The 22,009-nt window shown below is 68.8% G+C and carries 17 protein-coding genes; 12 read left to right on the top strand and 5 right to left on the bottom strand.

Annotated elements, in window-relative coordinates; genetic code table 11:
• The first annotated feature begins 79 nt into the window (after window positions 1-79).
• The 5 genes from AMYAL_RS0133865 to AMYAL_RS46715 all read left to right on the top strand — a co-directional run bounded on the left by AMYAL_RS0133865 (window position 80) and on the right by AMYAL_RS46715 (window position 6,526).
• A complete protein-coding gene (locus AMYAL_RS0133865; protein WP_020635737.1) occupies window positions 80-3,223 on the top strand; it encodes a non-ribosomal peptide synthetase in 3,144 nt (1,047 codons plus the stop codon).
• Between the two features lie 65 nt (window positions 3,224-3,288).
• Complete coding sequence (locus AMYAL_RS0133860) at window positions 3,289-4,116, top strand: phytanoyl-CoA dioxygenase family protein (protein WP_020635736.1); 828 nt, start codon at window positions 3,289-3,291, stop codon at window positions 4,114-4,116.
• Between the two features lie 97 nt (window positions 4,117-4,213).
• Window positions 4,214-4,639, top strand: coding sequence for a VOC family protein (locus tag AMYAL_RS0133855; RefSeq protein WP_020635735.1), 426 nt, complete (start codon window positions 4,214-4,216; stop codon window positions 4,637-4,639).
• Between the two features lie 161 nt (window positions 4,640-4,800).
• Window positions 4,801-5,775 (top strand): ParB N-terminal domain-containing protein, encoded by a 975-nt coding sequence (locus AMYAL_RS0133850; RefSeq protein WP_020635734.1) that lies wholly within the window; start codon window positions 4,801-4,803, stop codon window positions 5,773-5,775.
• Between the two features lie 136 nt (window positions 5,776-5,911).
• Complete coding sequence (locus AMYAL_RS46715) at window positions 5,912-6,526, top strand: response regulator transcription factor (protein ID WP_209447263.1); 615 nt, start codon at window positions 5,912-5,914, stop codon at window positions 6,524-6,526.
• Window positions 6,527-6,531: 5 nt separating this feature from the next.
• Here the strand turns inward: AMYAL_RS46715 and AMYAL_RS0133840 are convergent, their stop codons facing one another.
• From AMYAL_RS0133840 to AMYAL_RS0133820, 5 genes are read right to left on the bottom strand one after another with little or no spacing between them, the layout of a single operon-like run.
• Entirely contained in the window at window positions 6,532-7,266 is a 735-nt protein-coding gene (locus AMYAL_RS0133840; protein WP_143267880.1) for a thioesterase II family protein, read from the bottom strand.
• A gap of 2 nt (window positions 7,267-7,268) precedes the next feature.
• A complete protein-coding gene (locus AMYAL_RS0133835) occupies window positions 7,269-8,003 on the bottom strand; it encodes a thioesterase II family protein (RefSeq protein ID WP_020635731.1) in 735 nt (244 codons plus the stop codon).
• 17 nt (window positions 8,004-8,020) lie between these two features.
• The gene (locus AMYAL_RS0133830; protein ID WP_143267881.1) at window positions 8,021-9,277 is read right to left on the bottom strand and encodes a cytochrome P450; all 1,257 of its coding nucleotides are present in this window, start codon (window positions 9,275-9,277) and stop codon (window positions 8,021-8,023) included.
• Window positions 9,261-11,093 (bottom strand): non-ribosomal peptide synthetase, encoded by a 1,833-nt coding sequence (locus tag AMYAL_RS46710; RefSeq protein ID WP_209447262.1) that lies wholly within the window; start codon window positions 11,091-11,093, stop codon window positions 9,261-9,263. Before AMYAL_RS46710 ends, AMYAL_RS0133830 begins: the two co-directional genes overlap by 17 nt.
• Before the next feature lie 53 nt (window positions 11,094-11,146).
• Window positions 11,147-11,365 carry an MbtH family protein gene (locus AMYAL_RS0133820; RefSeq protein WP_020635728.1) on the bottom strand — a complete coding sequence of 73 codons (219 nt, stop codon included), beginning with the start codon at window positions 11,363-11,365 and terminating at the stop codon, window positions 11,147-11,149.
• Window positions 11,366-11,556: 191 nt separating this feature from the next.
• Here AMYAL_RS0133820 and AMYAL_RS0133815 point away from each other — a divergent pair, with 191 nt between their 5' ends.
• The 7 genes from AMYAL_RS0133815 to asnB all read left to right on the top strand — a co-directional run bounded on the left by AMYAL_RS0133815 (window position 11,557) and on the right by asnB (window position 21,994).
• On the top strand, window positions 11,557-12,663 hold the full coding sequence (locus tag AMYAL_RS0133815) for a branched-chain amino acid aminotransferase (RefSeq protein ID WP_039795949.1): 1,107 nt from the start codon (window positions 11,557-11,559) through the stop codon (window positions 12,661-12,663).
• Window positions 12,664-12,772: 109 nt separating this feature from the next.
• On the top strand, window positions 12,773-14,758 hold the full coding sequence (locus AMYAL_RS47930; RefSeq protein ID WP_020635726.1) for a SidA/IucD/PvdA family monooxygenase: 1,986 nt from the start codon (window positions 12,773-12,775) through the stop codon (window positions 14,756-14,758).
• Window positions 14,759-14,760: 2 nt separating this feature from the next.
• The gene (locus tag AMYAL_RS0133805; protein ID WP_020635725.1) at window positions 14,761-16,653 is read left to right on the top strand and encodes a helix-turn-helix domain-containing protein; all 1,893 of its coding nucleotides are present in this window, start codon (window positions 14,761-14,763) and stop codon (window positions 16,651-16,653) included.
• Window positions 16,654-16,725: 72 nt separating this feature from the next.
• The gene (locus AMYAL_RS0133800; RefSeq protein ID WP_020635724.1) at window positions 16,726-18,141 is read left to right on the top strand and encodes a DUF6002 family protein; all 1,416 of its coding nucleotides are present in this window, start codon (window positions 16,726-16,728) and stop codon (window positions 18,139-18,141) included.
• Window positions 18,135-19,280: a hypothetical protein gene (locus tag AMYAL_RS0133795; RefSeq protein ID WP_020635723.1), complete on the top strand. Its 1,146-nt coding sequence runs from the start codon at window positions 18,135-18,137 to the stop codon at window positions 19,278-19,280. The genes AMYAL_RS0133800 and AMYAL_RS0133795 overlap by 7 nt, the downstream gene beginning before the upstream one ends.
• A complete protein-coding gene (locus AMYAL_RS0133790) occupies window positions 19,280-20,158 on the top strand; it encodes an LLM class flavin-dependent oxidoreductase (protein WP_020635722.1) in 879 nt (292 codons plus the stop codon). The genes AMYAL_RS0133795 and AMYAL_RS0133790 overlap by 1 nt, the downstream gene beginning before the upstream one ends.
• A gap of 3 nt (window positions 20,159-20,161) precedes the next feature.
• Window positions 20,162-21,994 carry an asparagine synthase (glutamine-hydrolyzing) gene (gene asnB / locus AMYAL_RS0133785; RefSeq protein WP_020635721.1) on the top strand — a complete coding sequence of 611 codons (1,833 nt, stop codon included), beginning with the start codon at window positions 20,162-20,164 and terminating at the stop codon, window positions 21,992-21,994.
• The last annotated feature ends 15 nt before the right edge of the window (window positions 21,995-22,009 follow it).

Genomic DNA, 22,009 nt, shown 5'->3' with positions numbered 1-22,009 from the left:
CTTACCGGACTTGTGGCCCGATGGGGGACGCCGTGACGATTTCGTGGTCGCTCGCCGTCACACCGTACTGGAGTGGGTAATGGCCGGGGAACCGTACGAATCGTTCAGCCAGGCCTCGTCGTTCCAGCGCGGACTGTGGTTCCTCGCTCAGATCGACCCCGGCGGCGCCGCTTACAACCTCGCGTTCGCCTGGCGGTTGTCCGGCGAGGTGGACGTCTCCGCCCTGCGGGCGGCCTTCGGCAGGCTCAGCGAGCGTCACCCGGCCCTGCGCACCAGGTTCGCCGACTCGGCGGGGATGCCGACGCGGGTCGTCGACGAACCGTCGAGTCCACTGTCCGTCGTGCCCGACGAGGCCGGGTCCGAGGCCGAAGCGTTGCGGCTGGTGGAGACCGCCGCCCGCGTTCCGATCGATCTCGCGGCCGGGCCGGTCTTCCGTGCCACGCTCGTCCGCTATGGCCCCGGTGCGTATCTGCAAGGCGTGGTGGTCCACCAGATCGCGTTCGACCAGTGGTCGGTCCGGTTGCTGGCCAGGGACCTGTCCGAGTTCTACGCGGCGGAGACCGCCGGACGCGCCGCTTCGCTGCCACCGGTCGGCGCGCACCCCGCCCCGCGGGATCAGGCGGGGGACTCCGAGGCGGCGCTGCGGTACTGGGAGCGCCGGCTCGACGGCTTCCCGGTGGGCCTCGAACTCCCGAGACTGCCGAAGAGCGGCGACGTGACCTCGTCCGCGACCCTGTCGTTCGACATCGCGGGTGAGACGGTGGACGCCGTCGCCGGGCGGACCGGCTGCCCGGCCTCCACGGTCCTGCTGGCGACCTGGGCGTTGCTGCTGCACCGCTACAGCCGTCAGTCCGACCTCATGATCGGCACGCCGGTGCTCGCCGACCACGGCGACACGCGCGAGAACATCGATTGCCTGCAGCATATTCTCGCGTTGCGCCTCGATCTGACCGGAGACCCGGCGTTCGGCGAGCTGACCGCCCGTGTGCGTGACACCTTGCGCGACGCCGTGGTGCACCGCGAGATCGGGTTCGACGACGTCGTCAGGGTGGCGAGTCCGAGCCGCCGGGGACGCGGCGACTCGCTGTTCGAGGTGTGGTTCGAAGCCACCGAGGCGGACGCGGCCGACGTCACCTTGCCTGGCGTCGAAGTCACCTGGCTCGACGTGCCCGCTCCCGAGGCCCGGTACCCGCTCGCCCTGCGGGCACGCCGCCTCGGTGACGGCTGGCGGCTGTCCTTCGACTACGCGACCGGCGAGTTCGCCGCGGACACGATCGCCGCGCTGGGGCGGCACTTCTCCCGGTTGCTCACCGGGATCGCGGCGGGTGGCGATCCGCGGTCGTCCCGGATTCCCTTGCTGGACCACGACGAGCGCGACGCGCTGCTCGCCTCCCGTAGCCAAGGCGCCGTCCTCGCGACCACGCCGGGCACGCTGGTGAGCGTCTTCGAGGAGCAGGTGGCCCGTACGCCCGACCGCACCGCCGTCCGTCTCGACTCGGCGGAGCTGAGTTACGAGGCGCTCAACGGGAAGGCGAATCTGCTCGCCGTCCGGTTGCGCGCGGCGGGGGTCGGGCCGGACACACGGGTCGCGCTGTACCTGGAACGCGGCCTGGAGCTGGTGGTCGCCGTCCTCGGTGTGCTGAAGGCCGGTGGCGCGTACGTCGCCATCGACCAGCGCAACCCCGCGGACCGGATCGGCGCCGTACTGGCCGAAGCGGCCGCGCCGGTGCTGCTGACCACCGAAGGGCTGCGGGCCAAGCTGCCGGAGACCGCGGCCGAGATCTGGCCGCTGGACGGCGTCCACCGGGAACCGGGGGTGCCGGAGAATCCGAGCACCGGCCTCACCCCGGAAAACCTGGCCTACGTGACCTACACCTCCGGGTCGACCGGCGGGCCCAAGGGCATCGCGATGCCCCATCGGGCCGTCGTCAACCTGCTCGGCTGGCAGGCCGCGCACTACGAAATGAGCCAGGACGACCCGCCCCGCACGCTGCAGTTCGCTTCGCTGGCCTTCGACGTGTCCGTCCAGGACATGTTCTCGACCTGGATGGTCGGCGGTGAGCTCGTGCTCATCACCGAGGACGAGCGGTTCGAGCTGGCGGGCCTGCACAAGGTCCTGGAGGCGCGGCAGGTCCGGCGGCTGTTCATCCCGGCGCCCGCGTTGCAGCAGGTGGCCGCCGGCTACCGGGCGGCGGGCGTGCTGCCCACCGCGCTGCGCACCGTCATCTCCGGGTCCGAGCAGTTCATGGCGACCCCGGACGTCCGGCGGCTGGCAGGCACACCCGGAATGGCGCTGCACAACGAGTACGGGCCGTCCGAGACCCATGTCGTCACCTGTTACGACCTGCCGACGGCGACCGGCGACTGGCCTGCTCCGGTCCCGGTGGGCCGCCCGATCGCCAACGCGTCGGTCTACCTCCTCGACGAGCGCGGCGAGGTCGTGCCCGACGGAGTGATCGGCGAGATCCACATCGGCGGCGAGGGGCTGGCCCGCGGGTATCTCGGCCGCCCTGCCGTCACGGCCGAACGATTCCTGCCCGATCCGTTCGCGGCGGGCACCGGACGCCGGATGTACCGCACGGGCGACCTCGGCCGCTGGCTGCCGGGCGGCGACCTGGAATTCCTCGGCCGCGCCGATTTCCAGGTCAAGATCCGCGGCTTCCGGGTGGAACTCGCCGAGGTCGAAGCCGCGCTGGAGAGCGATCCCCGTGTCAGTGAGGCGATCGTGCTGGTGCGGGAGGTGGCGGGCGACCCCCGGCTGGTCGGCTACGTCTGCTGCCCCGGCCCCGGCGCCGAAGACCTCGCCCAGCAGCTGCGGGCGCACGCCGCGTCGAAGGTGCCTGACTACATGGTGCCCAGCAGCGTGGTGGTGCTGGACAGGCTGCCGCTGACCGCGAACGGGAAGATCGACCGCCGTGCACTGCCCGACCCGCGGCGACCTGACGAAGAGAGAGCCGGGCGGCTCGCGCCGGAGACCCCCACCCAGCGTCTGCTCGCCGAGATCTGGGCGACCGCGCTGGGCGTGCCGGAGGTCGGCTGTGACGAGGACTTCTTCGATCTCGGCGGGCATTCGCTGCTGGCGACCAAGGTGCTGGCCAGAGTGCGCGCGTCGTTCGCGGTGGACATCCCGCTGCGAGCGCTGTTCGAGTTCCCGACCGTGACCGAGTTCGCGCTGGCGGTGCAGGACGCCGCGGCGGTCGAAGAGCCGACCGGGACGAGATGACTGGGGCCGGTTACCGGCCGGCGGATACCGGGCCGTCCGGGAACCACCGACAAGGAGGCATATCTGTGAACCTGTCAGACGAAGTGACCAGGCGGTATCGCGAGGAGGGATACTTCGTCCACGAAGGCCTCTTCACGCCGGAAGAGCTCGCCGCGCTCCGCGACGAGGCCCAGGCCGAGTTCGGGCGGCCGGGGCCGCAGCGCACCATGGAAAGCGACTCCGGGAAGGTCCGGGCGGTACACGGCGTGCACCGGACGAACGACGTGTTCCACCGGCTCGTCCGGGACCCCCGGCTGATGCAGGTCGCGAGCGAGCTGCTCGGCGACGACGTCTACATCCACCAGTTCAAGATCAACGCCAAGCACGGTCTCGGCGGCGGGATCTGGGAATGGCACCAGGATTTCCTGTTCTGGCAGATGGAAGACGGGATGCCCGCCCCGGACGCGCTGAGCGCGGTGCTGTTCCTCGATCCGGTGACGGAGTTCAACGGACCGCTCTACCTGGTGCCCGGTTCGCACCGTGAACTGCTGCCGGTCACCTTCGACGAGGGGGAGAACTGGGCGTCGACGCTGGCCGCTTCGCTGAAGTACCGGATAGCGCCCGAGGCGCTCAGCGAATGCATGCTGCGCAACGGCATGGTCGCGCCCCACGGCGAGCCGGGCACCGTGTTGTTCTTCCACGGCCAGATGCTGCACGGTTCGCCGCCCAACATGTCCGCGATCAGCCGCCGCCTGGTGATCATCACCTTCAACGCGGTGCGCAACGTGCCGCAGACGGTGGACCAGACCCGCCCCGAATTCCTCGCTGAACGGGACAGCACCCCGCTGATCCCCGGTTCCACCGACGAACTGCTGCGTGCCAGGGTGACCGCCGCTTCGGGCGACCAGCCGTAACAACGGCGGCCGCCGCCGCACAAGACCGTCTCGCCCGCCGGACCCAGGTTGATGGAATAGAGTGAACCCAGGTATCCGAAAGGGAAAGGCATCGTGCATGACGAGTCGGTTCGAATGGGTGACCATCGACAGCGTGGAACCGCGGCGGCTGGCGGATTTCTGGTGCGGCGTTCTGGGTTACGTCGTTTACGAGGACAAGAACGGCGACGCGGTCGAGATCGGGCCCGATCCGGAGGAGCCGGACGAGCAGCGGTTGGCCGCGTTGCGCAGCGGGCCCGCGGCGCCGAATATTTCCTTCGTCCGCGTTCCCGAGACCAAGACCATCGCCAAGAACCGGCTGCACTTCGAGATCTGCCCGATCGACAGTGACCAGCAGACCGAACTGGAGCGCTTGCTCGCGCTCGGCGCGGCCAAGACGGATGTGGGACAGGGAGACGGCCGGTCCTGGGTGGTGCTCGCGGACCCGGAAGGAAACGAGTTCTGCCTGGCACGCAGTCTCGCGCCGGGAGAATTCGACCTGTAGTCCGGAATTGCCGGGTACGCTGTCCGGGCGGGCACAGGGGAGTTTCTTGTGTTTACCGCCCGGTGGCGGATCCTTGGGCCGCCGCCCGCTCCGAAGGCCCGCTCTCGGACAGCGCGTTCGATCCGCTGTCTTTCGAGTGATGCCGGGGGAAGGACGCGGAGATGACGAATCATCAGCCGGGGACAGGCGGCTTTCATTATTCCGAAGAGTGGGTTCCGGTCGATTCACTGCTTCCCGCGGATTCACCGAGGCTGGCCGGTGAGAGCGCGGAACACATCAGGGTGCTGGCTTTGTCGGAGGCGGTGCTGCCGCCGATAGTCGTGCAGCTGGCGACCAGGCGGGTGATCGACGGAATGCACCGGTTGCGCGCGGCCAGGCTGCGTGGCCGCAGAGAGATCCTGGTCCGGTTCTACGACGGTGACGATGACGACGCCTTCGTCATCGCGGTGGAGACGAACATCGCGCACGGGCTGCCGCTGTCGCAGGCCGATCGCACCGCGGCGTCGGCGCGGATCATCCACGCCCGCCCGCAGTGGTCGGATCGGAAAGTCGCTTCGGTCACCGGTCTTTCGGCGACGACGGTCGGCGCCATCCGGCGGCGTTCGGCCGACGGGACCGGACAGGCGAAGGTGTCGGCCCGGATCGGCCTGGACGGCAAGTCCCGTCCACTCGACGCCACCGAAGGCAGGCTGCTGGCGAGTGACTTGATGAAGCGGCGGCCGGAGGCGCCGATCCGTGAGATCGCCGCGGCGGCGGGGGTCTCCCCGGCCACGGCCTTGGACGTCCGCCGCAGGCTCCGCAACGGTGAACATCCGGTGCCCCAGCGGAAAAGAACGGTTCGTCCGGCGCAGGCCGGTTCCACCGGCCAGGTGGAAGACCAGGAGGCCGACACGCCGCCTGGCCTGGACCGGCGGGCGGTACTCCTGGAACTGGGCAAGGATCCGTCGCTCCGGTTCACCGACGGGGGGCGTGCGCTGCTGCGGTGGCTCGACGCGCACACGGCCGGTATGGAGGAATGGAAGCAGCACATCGACAACCTCCCGCCGCACTCCGTGCGGACCGTGGCGAAGCTGGCGCGGCATAACAGCGTTGCCTGGCAAGAAGTTCTTGAGTACCTTGAAAGCAGGATACCGTGAGATTCGTCCACGTTATCCGGAATTCGCCAGTGGAGCCGATTGTCGTCGGCCGATGTTCAACTGAAGGATCCGGACAGTCGAACACCGCACGGGGAGCACTCGAATCCGTTCGAACGAGGGGGATATCGTGATGCGGGTGAATGTTCTTGTCGGTTCACCGGATTATCTCGCTGATCTCGTCCAGGCGCTGACGAATTCGGGAATCGAGGTCGCCCCGTCGGAATCCCTGTCCGACAGCGAGATCCTCTGGTTCGCCGACGCGGTCCTGATCGACGCGGACATGCTGCGGCCGGACCGGGATCTGTTGCATATCGCCGAAATGGCACAGGTCACCGCGGTACTCGTACTCGACGACAGTGCGACGGCGGCTGATCGCGAGGGATATCGTGAGGCCGGAGCGGCAGGCGTGATCAGCAAGCACGACTCGATCGAACACCTCGTCTCCGTGGTGTGGGCGGTCACTTCCGGACGTGACGTGGCCGATTATCGTGACGTCGAAATACCGGCGGCCCGTGAACAGGCCGATCCGGTGGAAGGCAATCTCTCGGAGCGCGAACAACAGGTGCTGGTGCAGATCTCGCGAGGCCTGACCCACGGCCAGATCGCGACCCGGCTGGGAATCAGCCCGCATACCGTGGACACCTACGTCAAACGCATCCGGGCCAAGCTCGGCGTGGGCAACAAGGCCGAGCTCACCAGAGCGGCCCTGCTGCGCCGGGCGACCGCACCCAGCGTTCCCGCCCCTGGGTGAGGCTTTCAGCCGAGGTCGTTCCCGAGCACGTCGAGTACGTGCCGCAAACTCTTGTCGTTGAGGAAATGCCCGGTGTCGAGGACGTCCAGGTCGAAAGCCGCGGACGTTTCCGCGCGCCACGGCGCCATTCGTGCCGGTGACGCCTCGAAGTCGTCACGCCCGGCGAAAGCGTGAATGGGGACTTCCAGTTCCGCCGGCGGGTCATACGCGTGGGTGCCGAGAACCGTCAGATCGGCACGCAGCGCGGGCAGCAACGCCATGAGCAGATCGTCGTCGTCGAGCACCTCCGGCGGTGTGCCGCCCAGTTCCCGCATGTACGCGACAAGCTGTTCGTCGGTTTCGTTCCAGCCCCGCACCACTTCTTCCAGTATCGGACCCGAACTGCTCGACACGTAGAGCTTGCGTGGCATCGGGAGGCACCGGTCTCGCAGCGCGTGCGCCAGCGCCCAGGAAACACGGGCGCCCATACTGGCGCCGTAGCAGGCGAAAGGGTGGTCGAGCGCCGGTTTGAGCACCTCGACGAGCCGGTCGACGAGCGCGGTCATGCTGGTGTAAGGCGCCTCCCTGAACCGGTCCGCGCGGCCGGGAAGCTGGACGGCGACCAGCTCGACGGAGTACGGCAGCAAGCGCTGCCAGTCCCGGAACATCGACGCACTGCCGCCGGCGTAGTGAAAGCACAGCAACCTGATCCTGGCGTCCTGGCGACGGCCCATCCCCTTGAGCCAGCGGCGCTCGTCCACGCTCAGTCCCTGTCGCCCAGTCCGGCGGACAGCACGCTCAGCAGCTCGGGCGGCGCGTCGATGAACCGGTGGTGTTTGCCGGGCAGCAGCTTGAAAGCCGTTTCACCGCAAGCCGTCCACCCGCCCATGGTGTCGTGGCGGATCTCGACGTCCTCGGTCCAGCCGATCGTGGTGACCGGGCAGTCGAGCCGGAACGGATCGGGCATCACGTACCGCTTGTTGGTCTCCACGTCCTCGCGCAGCACTTCGACGTAGAACGAGATGAGGTCCGGGTTCGGTTCGGACCCGAGCTCCCGGCTCAGCTTGCTCAGCTCCTCGGCGAGTTCGTCGTCGTCCATCTCCAGGAAGCGGCCGAACGGGCCGTCCTGGGGCGCCACCTGCGACGAGATGTACACCGTGGCGGGCTGGGGGAGCCCCGCCCTGGTGATCTCCGAGGACACCTCATAGGCGGCGAGCGCCGAACCGCAGTGCCCGAAGAACGCGTACGGCAGATCGAGATACGGCTCGAGCCCGGTGGCCATCAGCTTCGCCAGCTCTTGGTAAGTCTCGAAGTTGGGCTCGGACAGCCGGGTCTCGTGACCGGGCAGCTCCACCGGCAGCAGGTCGACACCCTCGTACTGGCGCGGCCAGTTCCGGTACATGCTGGCGCCGCAGCCGGAGTACGGGATCAGGAACACCCTGCCGGTGGCTTCGGGCGACGGTTCGCGTGGCAGCCACTTGTTTCGTCGTTTGCGCATCGGCGGCACTCCGGAGGTCAACGTGTCCTGGCGGTGATGGGCAGGTGCTTGTAGCCGGAGATGAAGTTCGAGCGCAGCCGCGCGCGTTCGCCAGCGGACTCGAATCCGGTGAACCGGCTGAGCAGCTCGTCGAACACGATCCGGAGCGTGACGCGGGCGACGTTGTGCCCGACGCAGTAGTGCGGCCCCAGGCCGAACGAGACATGCCGGTTGGGCCTGCGCCGCAACTGGAACGTCATCGCGTCCGGGAAAGCCTCCTCGTCCCGGTTGACCGCGCCGAACCAGACCGCGACGGCGTCGCCCGCCTTGATCTTCGTGCCGCGGATCTCGGTGTCGGTGACGGCGTAGCGCATGAAGTGGCTGACCGGCGAAGCGAGCCGCATCGCCTCTTCCGTCGCGGTCGGCGTGACGCTCAGATCGGCGGCCCATTCGTCGAGCAGCCCGTCCTCCATGTGCTCGGCGAGCACGTAGGTCGGCGAGTGCGGGGTGGTGACGGCAGCGCCGAGCAACACGCTGTAGCAGTTGGACATCACCTCGCCCGGTGACATGGGGCGCTCGTCGATCTCGGTGTTGATCAGCACACTGATCAGGTCGTCACCGAGGTTCTTGCGCCGCTCCTGGAAGATGTCCTGGAAGTAGGCGAACAGTTCGCGGTGCGCGTTGTCCAGCGTGGCTTGGGTCCCGCCGGGGAGCAGGTAGTCGGGATCGTCGGGGGCGCTCGAAGCGGTGAGCAGCCGCACGAGCTCCGGCCAGTCCTGCCGCGGCAGCCCCATCGCCGTTCCGCCGACCGCCACCGGGAGGGCCAGCATCGCCTCGGCGAAGTCGAAGGTCCCGCCGTCGGCGAGCGGTTCGAGTGCTTCGACGACGTGCTCACGGATCATCTCGTGCTGGCGTTCGATCGGTTTGATCGCCAGTGCCTTCTGCAGGGACGCGCGCATGGTCGTGTGGCGCGGCGGATCGGTCGCCGGCAGTTGCCTGCCGCCCGCCGGGTCCTGGATGCCGAGCATGCACAGCATCGTGCCCCGTTCCGAGGTGAACGTCTCGGCGTCACGAAGGACGAGGTGCGCGTCTTCGAACTTGACCACGGACCAGAAGCCCCGCCGGTCGTCCACCTGTTTCCAGCTGAGCCGGTCCAGGCCGCGAAGGTCCTGCCAGACGGATTGGTAATCCCCGTCGCTGTAGAGCATCGGATCGTCGACGGCCGTCGCGGCCCCGCTCATCGGGCATCCGGTGGCCGGGTGCCGGTCCGTCGTCAGGTCATGGGACTGTCGCATCAGCCGTCGCCTCCAAAGGATCCGTCGCGTCGCCACCGAGTTGCTTGCGCAGCTCCTCGGCGAGGTCGGCGATGGTCGGCCGCAGGTACAGGGTGCGGGCGGGCAAAGTAACGTCGAACTCCTCTTGGAGCGCCGCGAGCAGTTCGGCGGCCAGCAGTGAATGCCCGTCCAGGTCGAAGAAGTTGTCGTGTATCCCGATCGGCTCGACCATCAGCGCGTCGCTCCAGATCTCGGCGAGCCGTTGCTCGAGGGGATCCGTCGGCAGCACGTAGTCGTCGGGCACGTTGCGCGGGACCTTCGTGCGCGGCAGGACCGATCGGTTCACCTTGCCGTTGCCGTTCAACGGGATGTCGGCCAGCACGATGACCGCCCACGGCACGAGATGCGGCGGCAGGGTTTCCCGGAGCCGCTCACGCAGGGTGATACCGAAGGCGTTCCAGTCGTCCTGGGGCATCCGGCCGACCGCGACATAGGCGATCAGCCGGGCGTCGCCCGCTCCGTCGATGTGCGCGAGCGCGGCGGCCTGTTCGACGCCGGGTTGCCCCAGCAGTTCCATCTCCACGGTGCTGGGCTCGACCCGGTAGCCGCGGATCCTGATCTGGCGGTCCCCCCGGCCGAGGAAGTCGAGCGTGCCGTCTTCGGCCCAGCGAACGAGATCCCCGGTCCGGTACATCCGGCCGCCCGGCCGGGCCGGATCCGGGTCCGCCACGAATTTCTCCGCCGTGGCGGCGGGCCGGTTCAGGTATCCGGTGGCGACCCCGTCGCCGCCGACCCAGAGCTCACCGACCTCGCCGGGGGCCACCGGCCGCATCGCGTCGTCGAGGACCGCGACCGTGGTGCCGTCGATCGGTACCCCGATGGGCACACGGGGAGCGTCGCCACTGTCCCGTGTCGTCCAGCACGTGGTGAAGGTGGTGTTCTCGGTGGGGCCGTATCCGTTGGTGAAGACGAGATGCGGGTACTCGGCGAGTACGCGTTGTACGTGGGCAGGCGACAGGACATCGCCCCCGGAAAGGAGATGCCGCACCCCGGCGAGGCTGTCGAGCTGATGCGTGACGATCTTGTGGAACAGCCCGGAAGTCAGCCACAGCACGGAGATCTTCTCCGCGCGGATCAGCTCGGCGATCTCGGCAAGGTCGGCGAATCCGGGCGGGGCCAGCGCGAGCCGGTTGCCCTTGACCAGCGGCATCCAGATCTCGAACGTCGAGACGTCGAAGCCGACCCTGGTCATCTGCAGGAACACGTCGTCGTCCTGGACATCGATCCAGGACGGGTCGTCGAGCAGCCGGTGGATCGCGCGGTGGGAGACCACGACACCCTTCGGCTCACCGGTCGATCCCGAGGTGTAGCAGACGTAGGCTGGCGTGTCGGGCACGACTTCCGGCGCGTGGACCGGTTCCGCCTGCCCGGTGACGACATCCTCGTACCGCACCACGGTCGGGACGTCGGGTGCCTGCTCCCGCGTGGCTTCCGTGATCACGGCGAACCGCGTCCGCGCGTCCCGCACGATCCGGGCTCGTTGCTCGGCCAGCTCGGCCGGATCGAGATACAGGTACGCGCCGCCCGCTTTGAGCACCGCCGTCAGGGTGACGATCAGTTCCGGCGACCGCACGAGGACGACCGCGACCACCGACCCGCCTTGGACTCCGGCGCCGCGGAGACGTTGTGCCAGTTCGTCCGAGGCCGCGTCGAGCTGGCGGTAGGTCAGCGTTTGCCCGCGGTAGGAGACCGCGATCGCGTCCGGTGTCCTGGCGGCCTGGTCCGCCACCATCTCGTGAACGCACCGCCGGGTGGCCGAGGGCTGTTCGATGCTCAAGAGTGACTCCCTCGTTCCTGACTCTCGCGACGTCGGACGGCGAAGGGGCGCGGTCACCGGTTGGACGCCGGGGCGGCGTCGCGTCGCGCGCTGCGCGGCCGCAGATCGGTCCAGTTCTGCTCGATGTAGTCGAGACACGCCTGGCGGGAGTCCTCACGGTGGGCGATCGTCCAGCCGGACGGCACGGCCAGCGTCGCGGGCCAGAGTGAGTACTGCTCTTCGTCGTTGACAAGCACCGAGAAGTTCCCGTCGGGATCGTCGAACTGGTTCATGCCGCCGGCTCCTTGCCTAGAAACCCCAGTGTTGAGCGCGATCGAATCGCGTCTGTACGGGAAACCCACGCCGTGACGGTGACAGTACCCACGCGGCGTGCGCCGTCCCTATCCCTCCTTCTTGTGACACCACGGCGATCTCGGCCGCCGGTAGGTTGGCCGTGTCCCCGGCCGCGGAAGGTGAACTGCTGATGGTCGACTTCGAGGTACGCCCGAACCGGCAGCCCGTGCCGGAGGCGAAGCGGAAGGCGATTCTGGCGTCGCCGGGGTTCGGCAAGACCTTCACCGATCACATGGTCACGCTGCGCTGGTCGGCCGAACGCGGCTGGCACGACGGGCGCCTCGAACCTTACGGGCCGTTCATGCTCGACCCCGCGACGTCGGTGTTCCACTATGCGCAGGAATGCTTCGAGGGCATGAAGGCCTACCGTCAGGCCAACGGGGTGATCGCGTTGTTCCGCCCGGACGCGAACGCGGCCAGGTTCACCAGATCGGCCGAGCGGATGGCGATGCCCGAGCTGCCGGAGGAGCTCTTCGTCCGCGCGCTGGAACTGCTCGTCAGCCAGGACAGCGACTGGGTGCCGGACGCCGTCGGCACCAGTCTTTACCTGCGCCCGTTCATGATCGCCACGCAGCCGGGCCTGGGGTTCACCCTGCCGTCGGACAGCTACCTGTTCTGCGTGATCGCCTCACCGGCGACCGCCGCGTTCGGCGCCGGGGACGTGCCGAGACCGCTCAACGTGTGGCTGTCGGAGGACTACACCCGTGCCGCGCCCGGCGGGACCGGGGCCGCCAAGGCCGGCGGGAACTACGCGGGGACGTTCAAGGCCACGCGGCAGGCGGTGGGCAACGGCTGCGATCAGGTGGTGTGGCTGGACGCGGCCGAGCACACCTGGGTCGAGGAAATGGGCGGGATGAACCTGTTCTTCGTCTACGCGCCCGACGGCGACGGCAGGCCGCGCATCGTGACCCCGCCATTGACCGGGACCCTGCTGCCGGGGGTGACCCGCGACTCGCTGCTGGCTTTGGCGCCCGAGCTCGGCATCGCGACCGGGCAAAGCCGGATCTCGGTCGACCAATGGCGACGGCAGTGTGCCTCCGGTGAACTGACCGAGGTGTTCGCGTGCGGTACGGCGGCGGTGATCGCGCCGGTGGGGATGGTCAAGAGTGTGTCGGGCGAATGGCAGATCGGCGACCGCAGGCCAGGCCCGGTGACCCTGCGCCTGCGCGAGGAACTGCTGGGAATCCAGCACGGTCATCGACCCGATCCCTTCTCCTGGGCGCACAAGGTGTGCTGACCCGAACGGCGACGGCAGGTGGTGTCATCCGCGCGCGTTCGACTGCATGATCCGGACAGTTGAACGCGAGCGTCTCGGGGAGAAACTTCGAATGCTGTGAGGTACTGCTGTGAGGAATGATGCACCGCCGAACCCGCTCACCGCGGAACTGGGCGCGGAGGGCAATCCGTACGACCTCATCGGCGTGGGTTTCGGGCCGTCGAACCTCGCCCTCGCCATCGCGGCCGAGGAACTCGACAGCGAACGGAACTGCCTCTTCTTCGAGCGCAGCTCCCGGCTGCGGTGGCACCCCGGTATGTTGATCGACGGCTCACGTATGCAGATCTCGTTCCTGAAGGACCTGGTCTCCCTGCGCAACCTGGCCAGCCCGTACACCTTTTTGCAGTACACCAAGGCCAAGGGCCGCCTCGAACAGTTCGTGAACCTGAACGACTTCCGGCCGACCAGGCTGGAGTACCAGGACTACCTGGAATGGGTGGCGGAATCGTTCTCCGGTCAGGTCCGCTACAACTCCGAGGTCACCAGGGTGACGCCGGTCCGGCGGACGGGGGAGGACGCGCACCGCTTGTTCCGGGTGGAGGCGCGCGATGTCGTCACCGGGCAGACGACCGTCCGCTACGCGGCCAACGTCGTGCACGCCGCCGGTGGGCGGCCCCGGCTGCCCGACGGCGGTGTCTGCGACAGCCCGGCCGTGGTGCACTCCAGCGACTTCCTGCCGCGTTTCCCCGGCCATTTCGCCGACCGGTCGCGGCCTTACGAATTCGGCGTCGCCGGTGACGGCCAGAGCGCCGGTGAGATCGCGGCGTACCTGCTGAGCCGGTATCCCGCGAGCCGCGTGCATCTCCTGCTTTCCGGCAGCGCGCTGCGGGCGGCCGACAGCAACCCGTTCGTCAACGAGCAGTTCTTCGAAGGCAGGGCGAATCACTTCCACGCCAGGACGAAACCGGATCGGACGGGGCTGCTGGCGGAGCTGCGCAACACGAACTACGCCGTGGTGGAACCCGGTTTCCTCGACGACCTCTACCGGCTGGTGTACGACGACGAGGTCCGCGGTACCCGCAGGCTGATCGTCCACCCCGGCACCAAGGTCACCGCCGTCGGCGCGGACGGCGCTTCCCTGCGGGTGGCGGTTACCGATCGGCGCGGCGGGGACGAGGAGATGCGGTGTGACGGGGTGGTGCTGGCCACCGGGTACGTCCGCGCGCTGGACGAGTCGATGTTCGCGGATCTGTTGCCGTTCCTGCGGGAAGAGTCCGGAGATCTCGTGCTGTCACCGGATTACCGGGTGGGCACCACCGCGGAACTGGAAGGCGGGTTCTACGTCCAGGGCTACGGCGAGTCTTCCTTCGGTCTCGGCGACACCCTGTTGTCCCTGTTGCCGTTCCGGGCCAAGCAGATCTTCACCGACATCTGCAAGCAGACCCCGCCGCCGGTGCGGACCCGGCGGCCGGTCGAGGTGTCGAAGGCCTCGGCGTACCCGCCGCCGCATTACGTGGAAACCGATCCGAAGAAGATCTACGCGGTGATGGAGCGGTTCAGCTTCGCCACCCTGATCTCCGCACGGGGCGCCGAGGACCCGGTGGTGACGCACCTGCCGCTGACGCTCGACCGGGCACGCGGTGCGCACGGAGTCCTTTTCGGACACCTGGACCGGGCCAACCCGCATGTGCAGCTCATCGACGGCCATCAGCTGACCGTGCTGTTCCACGGGCCGAACGCCTATCTTTCCCCGCAGGTTTTCGAAACCAGCGTGCTCCCCACCTGGAACTCGATGAACGTGCACGTGCGAGGCCGTGGCCGCCTGCTTCCCGATCGGGCCGCACTGCTGGCCGGGCTTTCCGGTATCTGCGTGAAATCCGATCCCGGTGACGATTCCTATCGGCTGGACCTCGACGATCCGCGCATTGACCGGATGATCGAGCACATAGTAGGTTTCGAAATAGAGATCCACGAATTGGTCGGCCGGTTCAAACTGTCCCAGGAACTCGATGACCAGAACAGAATGCTGGCCGCCTCCGCGCTGTCGGCAACGGCGCGTCGCGGTGAACTCGAACTGATCGAGGAAGTCGTCGGGCTGAACGTCGTCCAGGGATGACAATGCGAGAAGAACAGACCTCACGAAACCTCGATCGCGCGTTCGTCGGCTCGGTGCTGAGCGCCGCGAAATCCGGGAAGGGCGCCGTCCTGCTGTATGAGGGAGCGGCGCAGACCGGGAAGACGTGGGTGCTCGGCGAAGTCCTCGGGCTCGCGGCCGACGCCGGATTCGCGACCACCCGGCTCGGCGCCGGCGAGCACCCGGCCGTCGCTGCGGCCGAGCGCGCGGAGCCGGCCGTCGTGGCGATCGACGACGTGCATCGCGCCTCGCCCGGCTTCGCGCGGGAGCTGCTGGCCATGGTCGCCACCGGGACTCGGACGGTCTGGGTGCTGGCCCGTGAGTCCGGTGCGGGCTGCCCCGAGGTCGAGCGGCTTTGCCAGGTTCTCGGCGGCACGAGGTCGGAGCTCGTCCCGTGGACGGAGGACGAGACCGCCGGTTATCTCGCCGATCGGCTGCACGCCGAGCCGGATCTCGCGCTGACCCGGCTGGCCAACACCGCCGGCGGAAACCCGGCCTTGCTCGAAGCGCTCGTCGACGGCTTGTCGCACGAGGGTTTCGTCGAGGTCGGCGACGGACGCGCCCGGCTGGCCAAACCGGGGCTGCCCGAAAGCGTGCTGCCCGCCGTCCTTGACCGCGTCCTGCGGTTGTGCGGCGAGCAACTGGCTCGGGACGCGCTCGTCGAGCTCACCCGTGCCGCGCTCCCGGCGGGCGACCTTCCCGCTCGTGACCCGCGGGAGACGATGGCCCGCGCGACCGAGGCGTGGTGTTCGGGGGAGCTGTCCCGCGGACTACGGCTGGCGTATCGGGCGATTTCGGAAAGCGGGCGGCTCGCCGTCGACGAGAGGCCCGCCGAGGTGGAGATCGCGGCCGCCGTCGTGCTCGCCGATGCGTCCCGGTTCGACGAGTGCGACACGATACTGGCCACGGTTCGAGACCGGATGCGGTGGACCGGGCAGACCCGATGGGAAGCCCCGTGGTCGGCGGCCAAGGCCCGCCGTCTGGCGAAGGCCGGGCGGCTGAGGGACGCCGTCGCGGTGGTGAACGGCCATGACAGCGCGGAGCTGTCCTCACCCGAGCTGGCGGTGCTCGCGTTGGCGGCGCTTCGTGATGGCGACATCGCGAAGTCGGCACGGTACGTGCGCCGGTGCAAGCTGATCGAGGGCGATCCGGCGGAGTACGGCTCCGTCGTCCTGCAGCTCGCCGAAGCCCAGTACGGCCACGGGCACGCATTGTCGCTGTTCAAGGAGATGTACGGGACGGGACGGCGGCTGCGGGAGCTGCTCGTACGCGAGCCGGCGATGGCCGCGCTGATCGTGCGGGTCGCCCTGTGCGGCGACGACCTCCCCACCGCGCGGTGGGTCTGCGAACTGATCGGCGAGCTGGCGGAGGACGACCTGCCTGCCTTCCGGGCGGCAGACCTGCACGCGCGCGGACTGTCGCGGCGGGACACCGGCCTCCTGTCCCAGGCGCGGCTGCTCTACGCGGACAGCTGGTCGCGTGCCAGGGTGGTCGAAGACCTCGCCGACATCGCGAGCCCGCGAACGGCGAACGCGCTTCAGGAGGCGCTCTCGCTGTATTCGGAGGCGGCCGCGGCACGCGACTTCGCCAGGGTTCGAAGCAGGCTGCGTTCGGTCGGCGTCTACGACACTTATGCGCGGTTCAGCGGAATTCCGGGGGCGACGTTCAGGGATCTGACGGACAAACAGGAAAGCATCGTCCGGCTGGTGGCCGACGGTCTGACGAACCACCAGATCGCGAACCAGGTTTTCGTCACCACGCATACGGTCAACTTTCATCTCAGGAAGATCTTCCGCAAGACCGGCGTGAATTCGCGGGTGGAATTGGCCGCGTTGTACAAGTCTTGGGCAAGTTCGGAATTGCCGCGTTCGGGTTGATGGCCAACTGGGGGCACCACCGGCCCGGACTGGCGGGTCAGTGCGTCGTTTGACGATCTAAGGAGTGCGATCTTGTCTCGTACCGATCAGCCGGATGCCGGAGTCGTCCGCGCGGCGCGGGCCGTCCGGACCGGGAATCTCATCACCGACTTCTACGACGAGGTACGGGAACTGTCGGCCGCGACCTGGCGGGTACCGGTGCGGGACGATCCGGCGCGGTTCGGCGTGGGCGGTGCGCTGCCCGACCTGACACCGGCGGTCCGCGAGTACTTCGCGGCGGCCGAGGTGTCCTGGCACGAGATGGGCAGCTACCGCGGCCACGAGCTGATGCTGCTCAACCTCGCCCGCAACCCTGGGACCAACACGACGAAGACCTTCGCCTCGTTGCTGATCGTCGCACGGGCCGCGGAGTTCGCCCGGCGGTACGGCGAACCCGTGGTGATCTTCTCGCCGACTTCGGCGAACAAGGGAACCGCGCTGCGGGACGCGCTGGCGCGAGCGGTGTCGTGCGGGCTGGTCCGGCCGGACCAGCTGCGGGTGGTCGTCCTCGCGCCCGCGGCGAACATCGCCAAGCTGCGGACCGACGCCTTGTCCGAGGACCCGCGGCTGGCGGAGCTGAACCCTTTGCTGACCTACGACGATCCCGTCGCGGAGAATGTCAAGGTGCTCGGCCGCCGCTTCGTCGACGAGTACGCCGAAACGCTGCTGCGGCAGCACGGTCACCACCTCTGGTACTCCCTCGACCTGGACAACTACCTGGTCGCCGACGTCGGCCGCGCGTTGTTCGAACACGCTGTCGCGCCTGTCGACAAGGCCGAACGGCAGCGTACCCACGCGCACGCGGTGTCGAGTGCTTTCGGCCTGCTCGGCTACCACCTCGGGCGCGACCGGCTGGAACGTGACGGGCAGTCGGATCCGCTACGACGTCCGCACAGCCTGCTCGTCCAGCACCTCGGGACCCCGGACATGGTGTTGCATCTGCGGCACGGCGACTTCGACCGCGAACGCGTCCCGCACTACCGGCTCGATCCGGTGACCGGGCGGCACGAGCAGCGATCCGACCCGCATTTCCCGTACCGCACAAGCGATCCCGGCGAGGTGCTCGATCCGACCTTCTACACACGACGGCCTGCGACGTCGAACCGGATGACCGGCATCATCAAACGGCACGGGGGAGACGGGATCGTCGTGTCCGAGCTGGAATGCCACCAGCGGTACGCGGAGCTGACCCCGCTGCTCACCGACGCGGGTTTCCCCGTACCGGCCGATCCGGCCGCGGTGCGCGAGTGGTCGCTCATGATGGCGCTCACCGGTGTCCTCAACGGAATCGACCGCGGCCTGGTCGAGTCCGGGCACGACGTGGTCGTGCACGGCTCGGGCTGGTACACCGACGAAGACATGAAGCCGCTGACCGAGCGCGGGGTGACGCCGGTGTCTTCGGCGGAGGAGATCTTCAAGTACGTCTCCGCCGGGAGCGGATCTTGCTGATCCGGCGCTCGCTCGTCGCGCGGCCGGTCTTCGCCTGGCGTACCAGCACCCGGCCGGCGTTGGTGCGGGCCAGGTCGGCGTTCGACGACGCGCGCTTGCGCCGTGCGACGGACATCCGGTCCACCATCGGCGGTTCGCTCACCCTCGGCTACGCCGGCGTGCCCGAGGGCGCCAGCCATGTCGTGCCGTTCCTGGAAGAACAGGCCGCCGATGGTGCCGCGATCCACCGGGAAACGCGAACGGCGCGGTGGGCGGAGGCGGTGGCGCCGTCCGGCGTCGACCTGCTGGCCATCGGCGCCCCGGCCGCCCGGCTCCGGCCGCTGATGTCGGACCGGGATCTGCTGCTTCCGTTCCGCATCGAGCTCGTCGTGCCGGTCGTACCGGACGTCGAGGCCATGCGGGCCCGGATGTCGAGGAAGGAACGGCAGCGGGTCGCGCGACAGCGGCGTGACCTCGGCTGGACGCTCGAACACGCCACCGCCACCGAGGATTTCGAGTGGTTCTACGAACACGTGCACCTGCCGACGATGCGTGAGCGGCACGGTCCCGCGACCCGCAGCCTGGAGCGTGAGATCGCGTTCCACTCCGTCTTCCGCCGGGGTTTCCTGTTCTTCCTCACCGAAGGACCCGAACGCATCGCGGGGATGCTGTGCCTGGTCGACTGGCGGACCCGCACCCTCACCCTGCGGCTGGCAGGTGTGACGCACGGGGCCCGGTCGCACTACGGCACGGGCGCGTTCGCGGCGTTGTACGCGCTGATCCTGGAATGGGCGGCCACCAACGGCATCCGGGCGGTCAACCTGTCCGGCAGCGAGCCGTTCCTGAGCAAGGGCATCTTCCAGTTCAAGCGCAAGCTGCACCCTCGGGTGGTCCTGCCGTCCGACCATTTCGGCGGCAAACGGCTGTTGCTTCGGGTGCTGCGGGACACCTCGCGGGTGCGGGACCTCCTGGTGGCGAACCCGGTCATCACCGAGACTCCCGACGGCGCGCTGGAAGCCGTGTACTTCCACGACGAGCGACGCCCGGCCCGGCTGGACCTCCGGTGGGAGGGAACCGGGCTGCGCGCCGCGCGGCTGACCCACCTGGACGAGTTCCTGCGGGGCACCGTGGACAGGGGGGCACCATTCGCATCGGCGTGATGATCCTGCCCGCGGCCCGTTGGCGGGAAGCGCGGCAGTCCTGGGAAATGGCCGACGAACTGGGTTTCGCGCACGCCTGGACCTTCGACCACATCGCGTGGCGCGAGCTGGCCGGGCAACGGTGGTACTCCGCGATGCCGACGCTCGCCGCGGCCGCGCAATGCACCCGGCGGATCCGGCTCGGCACGCTGGTCGCGTCCCCGAACTTCCGGCATCCGGTGCCCTTCGCCAAGGAAGCGGTCACCGTGTCCGACCTTGCGGACGGCCGGTTCGTGCTCGGAATCGGCGCGGGAGGTTCCGGCATCGACGCGGAGGTGCTGGGCGGGGCGCCGTGGTCGCCCGCCGAGCGCCGGGACCGTTTCTCGGAGTTCGTCGAGGTCGTCGACCAGCTGCTGAGGCTGCCGTGTTCGGACTACGCGGGCCGGTTCTACTCCGCGCGCAACGCGTGGATCGACCCGGACGGCGGCGCGCGCGCCAGGATTCCGGTGGTGATCGCCGGAAGCGGTCCCACCGGGATACGGCTGGCGGTTCGGCACGGGGACGGCTGGCTGACCAACGGCGTGGCCGCGCGCCGGGGGAGCGTGGCCCCGGCGGTGACGCCCGAGCTGGCCAGCGAGCAGATCGGCGCCGTCCGGCGGATGTGCGTCGAGGAAGGCCGTGATCCCGCGACGCTGAAGGTGTTCCTGCTGAACGTCAATCGAGCGCAGGCGCCGTTCTCCTCGGCCGCCGCGTTCGCCGACGTCGCCGGCCGGTACGCGGAGGTCGGCGTGACCGATCTGATCGTGCCGTTCCCGAGAAATGAGCCACCGTACGAAGGAGATCTGCGTGTGCTGGAAAAGGTCGCAGCGGATGTGCTGCCCATGGTGGCGGGGGACTGACTGATGTGCGGAATCGCCGGTTGGGTGGACTTCACCCGCGACCTTTCGGCGGAGAGCGCCTGCCTCGGTGAGATGACCGGCGGGCTGGCGCCTCGCGGCCCGGACGACGAGGGGATGTGGCTGTCGCGCGAGGCCGCCGTCGGTCACCGCAGACTCGCGGTCATCGACATCGCCGGCGGCAAGCAGCCGATGGTCACCACCCGGTCGCCCGGTGGCGGGCAGATCGTGCTGACCTACAGCGGCGAGATCTACAACTTCCGGGAGCTGCGCGCCGAGCTCGTCGCGCGCGGGCACCGGATGCACACGCAGTCCGACACGGAAGTGGTCCTGCGCTCGTATGTGGAGTGGGGCGCCGCGGCCGTCGAGCGCTTGGTGGGGATCTTCGCCTTCGCCGTCTGGGACACCGACCGGCGTCAGTTGCTGCTGGTCCGCGACCGGCTCGGCGTGAAACCGTTGTACTACCACCGTTACGCGGGTGGCCTGCTGTTCGGGTCCGAGCCGAAGGCGATCCTCGCCAACCCGCTGTTCACCGCCAGGATGAGCGAACAGTCGCTGCCGATGCTGTTCAACGCCCGGCTCACGCCGTCGGGCGCGACGCCGTTGCTGGAGCTGGCCGAAGTGCGGCCGGGACACGTTCTGAGGTTCACCCCCGGCGAGTTCGCCGAGTCGAGGTACTGGGCGCTGCAGAGCGAGGAGCACACCGACGACCTCGACAAGACGGTGTCGACGGTGCGTGAACTGGTCGAGCGGATCGTCGCCGAGCAACTGGTCTCCGACGTGCCGCTGGGCACGTTGCTCTCCGGCGGCCTCGACTCGTCCGTGGTGGCCGCGCTGGCCGCGGAGACACTGCGGGAGAACGGTTCCGGGCGATTGTCGACGTACTCCGTCGATTTCGCCGGTGCCGAGGCGGACTTCCGGCCGACCGCGCTGCGCCCCGACCGGGACAGCCCGTACGCCAAGCTGACCGCCGCGCATATCGGTGCCGACCACCACGAGGTGATCGTCGACGACGAGCGGATGCTGTCCGCCCTCCCGACCGCCAGGCACGCGCGTGACCTGCCGAGCCTCGGGCAGTTCGACGCGTCGATGCTGGAGCTGTTCCGTTCGGTCCGCGAGACGTCGACCGTCGCGCTGTCCGGTGAGGCGGCGGACGAGGTGTTCGGCGGCTACCCGTGGTTCCGCCACCCGGACGCGGTCTGGGCGGACACGTTTCCCTGGATGGGGGATGGCGTCCGGCTGACCGACTTCGTCGCGCCGGACGTGCGCGCCCGGATCAAACCGGGGGAGCAGGAACGGGACCTCTACCGGACGCTGCTGGCCGAGGTGCCCGGCCTGCCGGGGGAAACCAAGCTGAACGCGCGGATGCGTGAGGTCCTGTATCTGAGCATGCAGGCCCCGCTCAGCCTGTTGCTGGACCGCAAGGACCGGATGAGCATGGCGGTGGGCCTCGAGGTGCGCGTGCCGTATTGCGACCATCGGCTGATCGAGTACGTCTGGAACGTCCCGTGGGAGATGAAGACCGCGGACAACAGGGAGAAGAGCCTGCTCCGCCTGGCGTTCGGCGACCGGCTGCCGCCCGAGGTCCTCGACCGGCCCAAGAGCGCCTATCCGGCGTCGTTCTCCCCTGGCTATGCCGCGCAAGTGATCTCCGGTGTCCGCGCGCTGGCGAGCGACCCGGACTCCCCGCTGGGCGCGGTGCTCGACGGGAAACGGATCGAGGACATGATCTCCGCCGCGGACCGGCCGACGATGACGCACGCCAATCACGCCCACATCCTGATCCCGTTGCTGGAGGTCGACCTGTGGATGCGCGAGCTGGGAGTGACCCTGTGCTGACGGCACCGTTCGTGA

Source organism: Amycolatopsis alba DSM 44262 (genome assembly GCF_000384215.1).
In the GTDB taxonomy this organism is placed as follows: domain Bacteria; phylum Actinomycetota; class Actinomycetes; order Mycobacteriales; family Pseudonocardiaceae; genus Amycolatopsis; species Amycolatopsis alba.
The sequence above is the reverse complement of the archived record's forward strand: the minus strand, read 5'-3'. Positions and strand labels throughout refer to the sequence as shown.

Excerpts from the sequence above, each read along its gene's own strand:
- AMYAL_RS0133865 (WP_020635737.1), top strand. The coding sequence starts at position 80 with ATGGCCGGGGAACCGTACGAATCGTTCAGCCAGGCCTCGTCGTTCCAG.
- AMYAL_RS0133855 (WP_020635735.1), top strand. The coding sequence starts at position 4,214 with ATGACGAGTCGGTTCGAATGGGTGACCATCGACAGCGTGGAACCGCGG.
- AMYAL_RS0133850 (WP_020635734.1), top strand. The coding sequence starts at position 4,801 with ATGACGAATCATCAGCCGGGGACAGGCGGCTTTCATTATTCCGAAGAG.
- AMYAL_RS0133835 (WP_020635731.1), bottom strand. The coding sequence starts at position 8,003 with ATGCGCAAACGACGAAACAAGTGGCTGCCACGCGAACCGTCGCCCGAA.
- AMYAL_RS0133830 (WP_143267881.1), bottom strand. The coding sequence starts at position 9,277 with ATGCGACAGTCCCATGACCTGACGACGGACCGGCACCCGGCCACCGGA.
- AMYAL_RS0133820 (WP_020635728.1), bottom strand. The coding sequence starts at position 11,365 with ATGAACCAGTTCGACGATCCCGACGGGAACTTCTCGGTGCTTGTCAAC.
- AMYAL_RS0133815 (WP_039795949.1), top strand. The coding sequence starts at position 11,557 with ATGGTCGACTTCGAGGTACGCCCGAACCGGCAGCCCGTGCCGGAGGCG.
- AMYAL_RS0133805 (WP_020635725.1), top strand. The coding sequence starts at position 14,761 with ATGCGAGAAGAACAGACCTCACGAAACCTCGATCGCGCGTTCGTCGGC.
- AMYAL_RS0133790 (WP_020635722.1), top strand. The coding sequence starts at position 19,280 with ATGATCCTGCCCGCGGCCCGTTGGCGGGAAGCGCGGCAGTCCTGGGAA.
- asnB (WP_020635721.1), top strand. The coding sequence starts at position 20,162 with ATGTGCGGAATCGCCGGTTGGGTGGACTTCACCCGCGACCTTTCGGCG.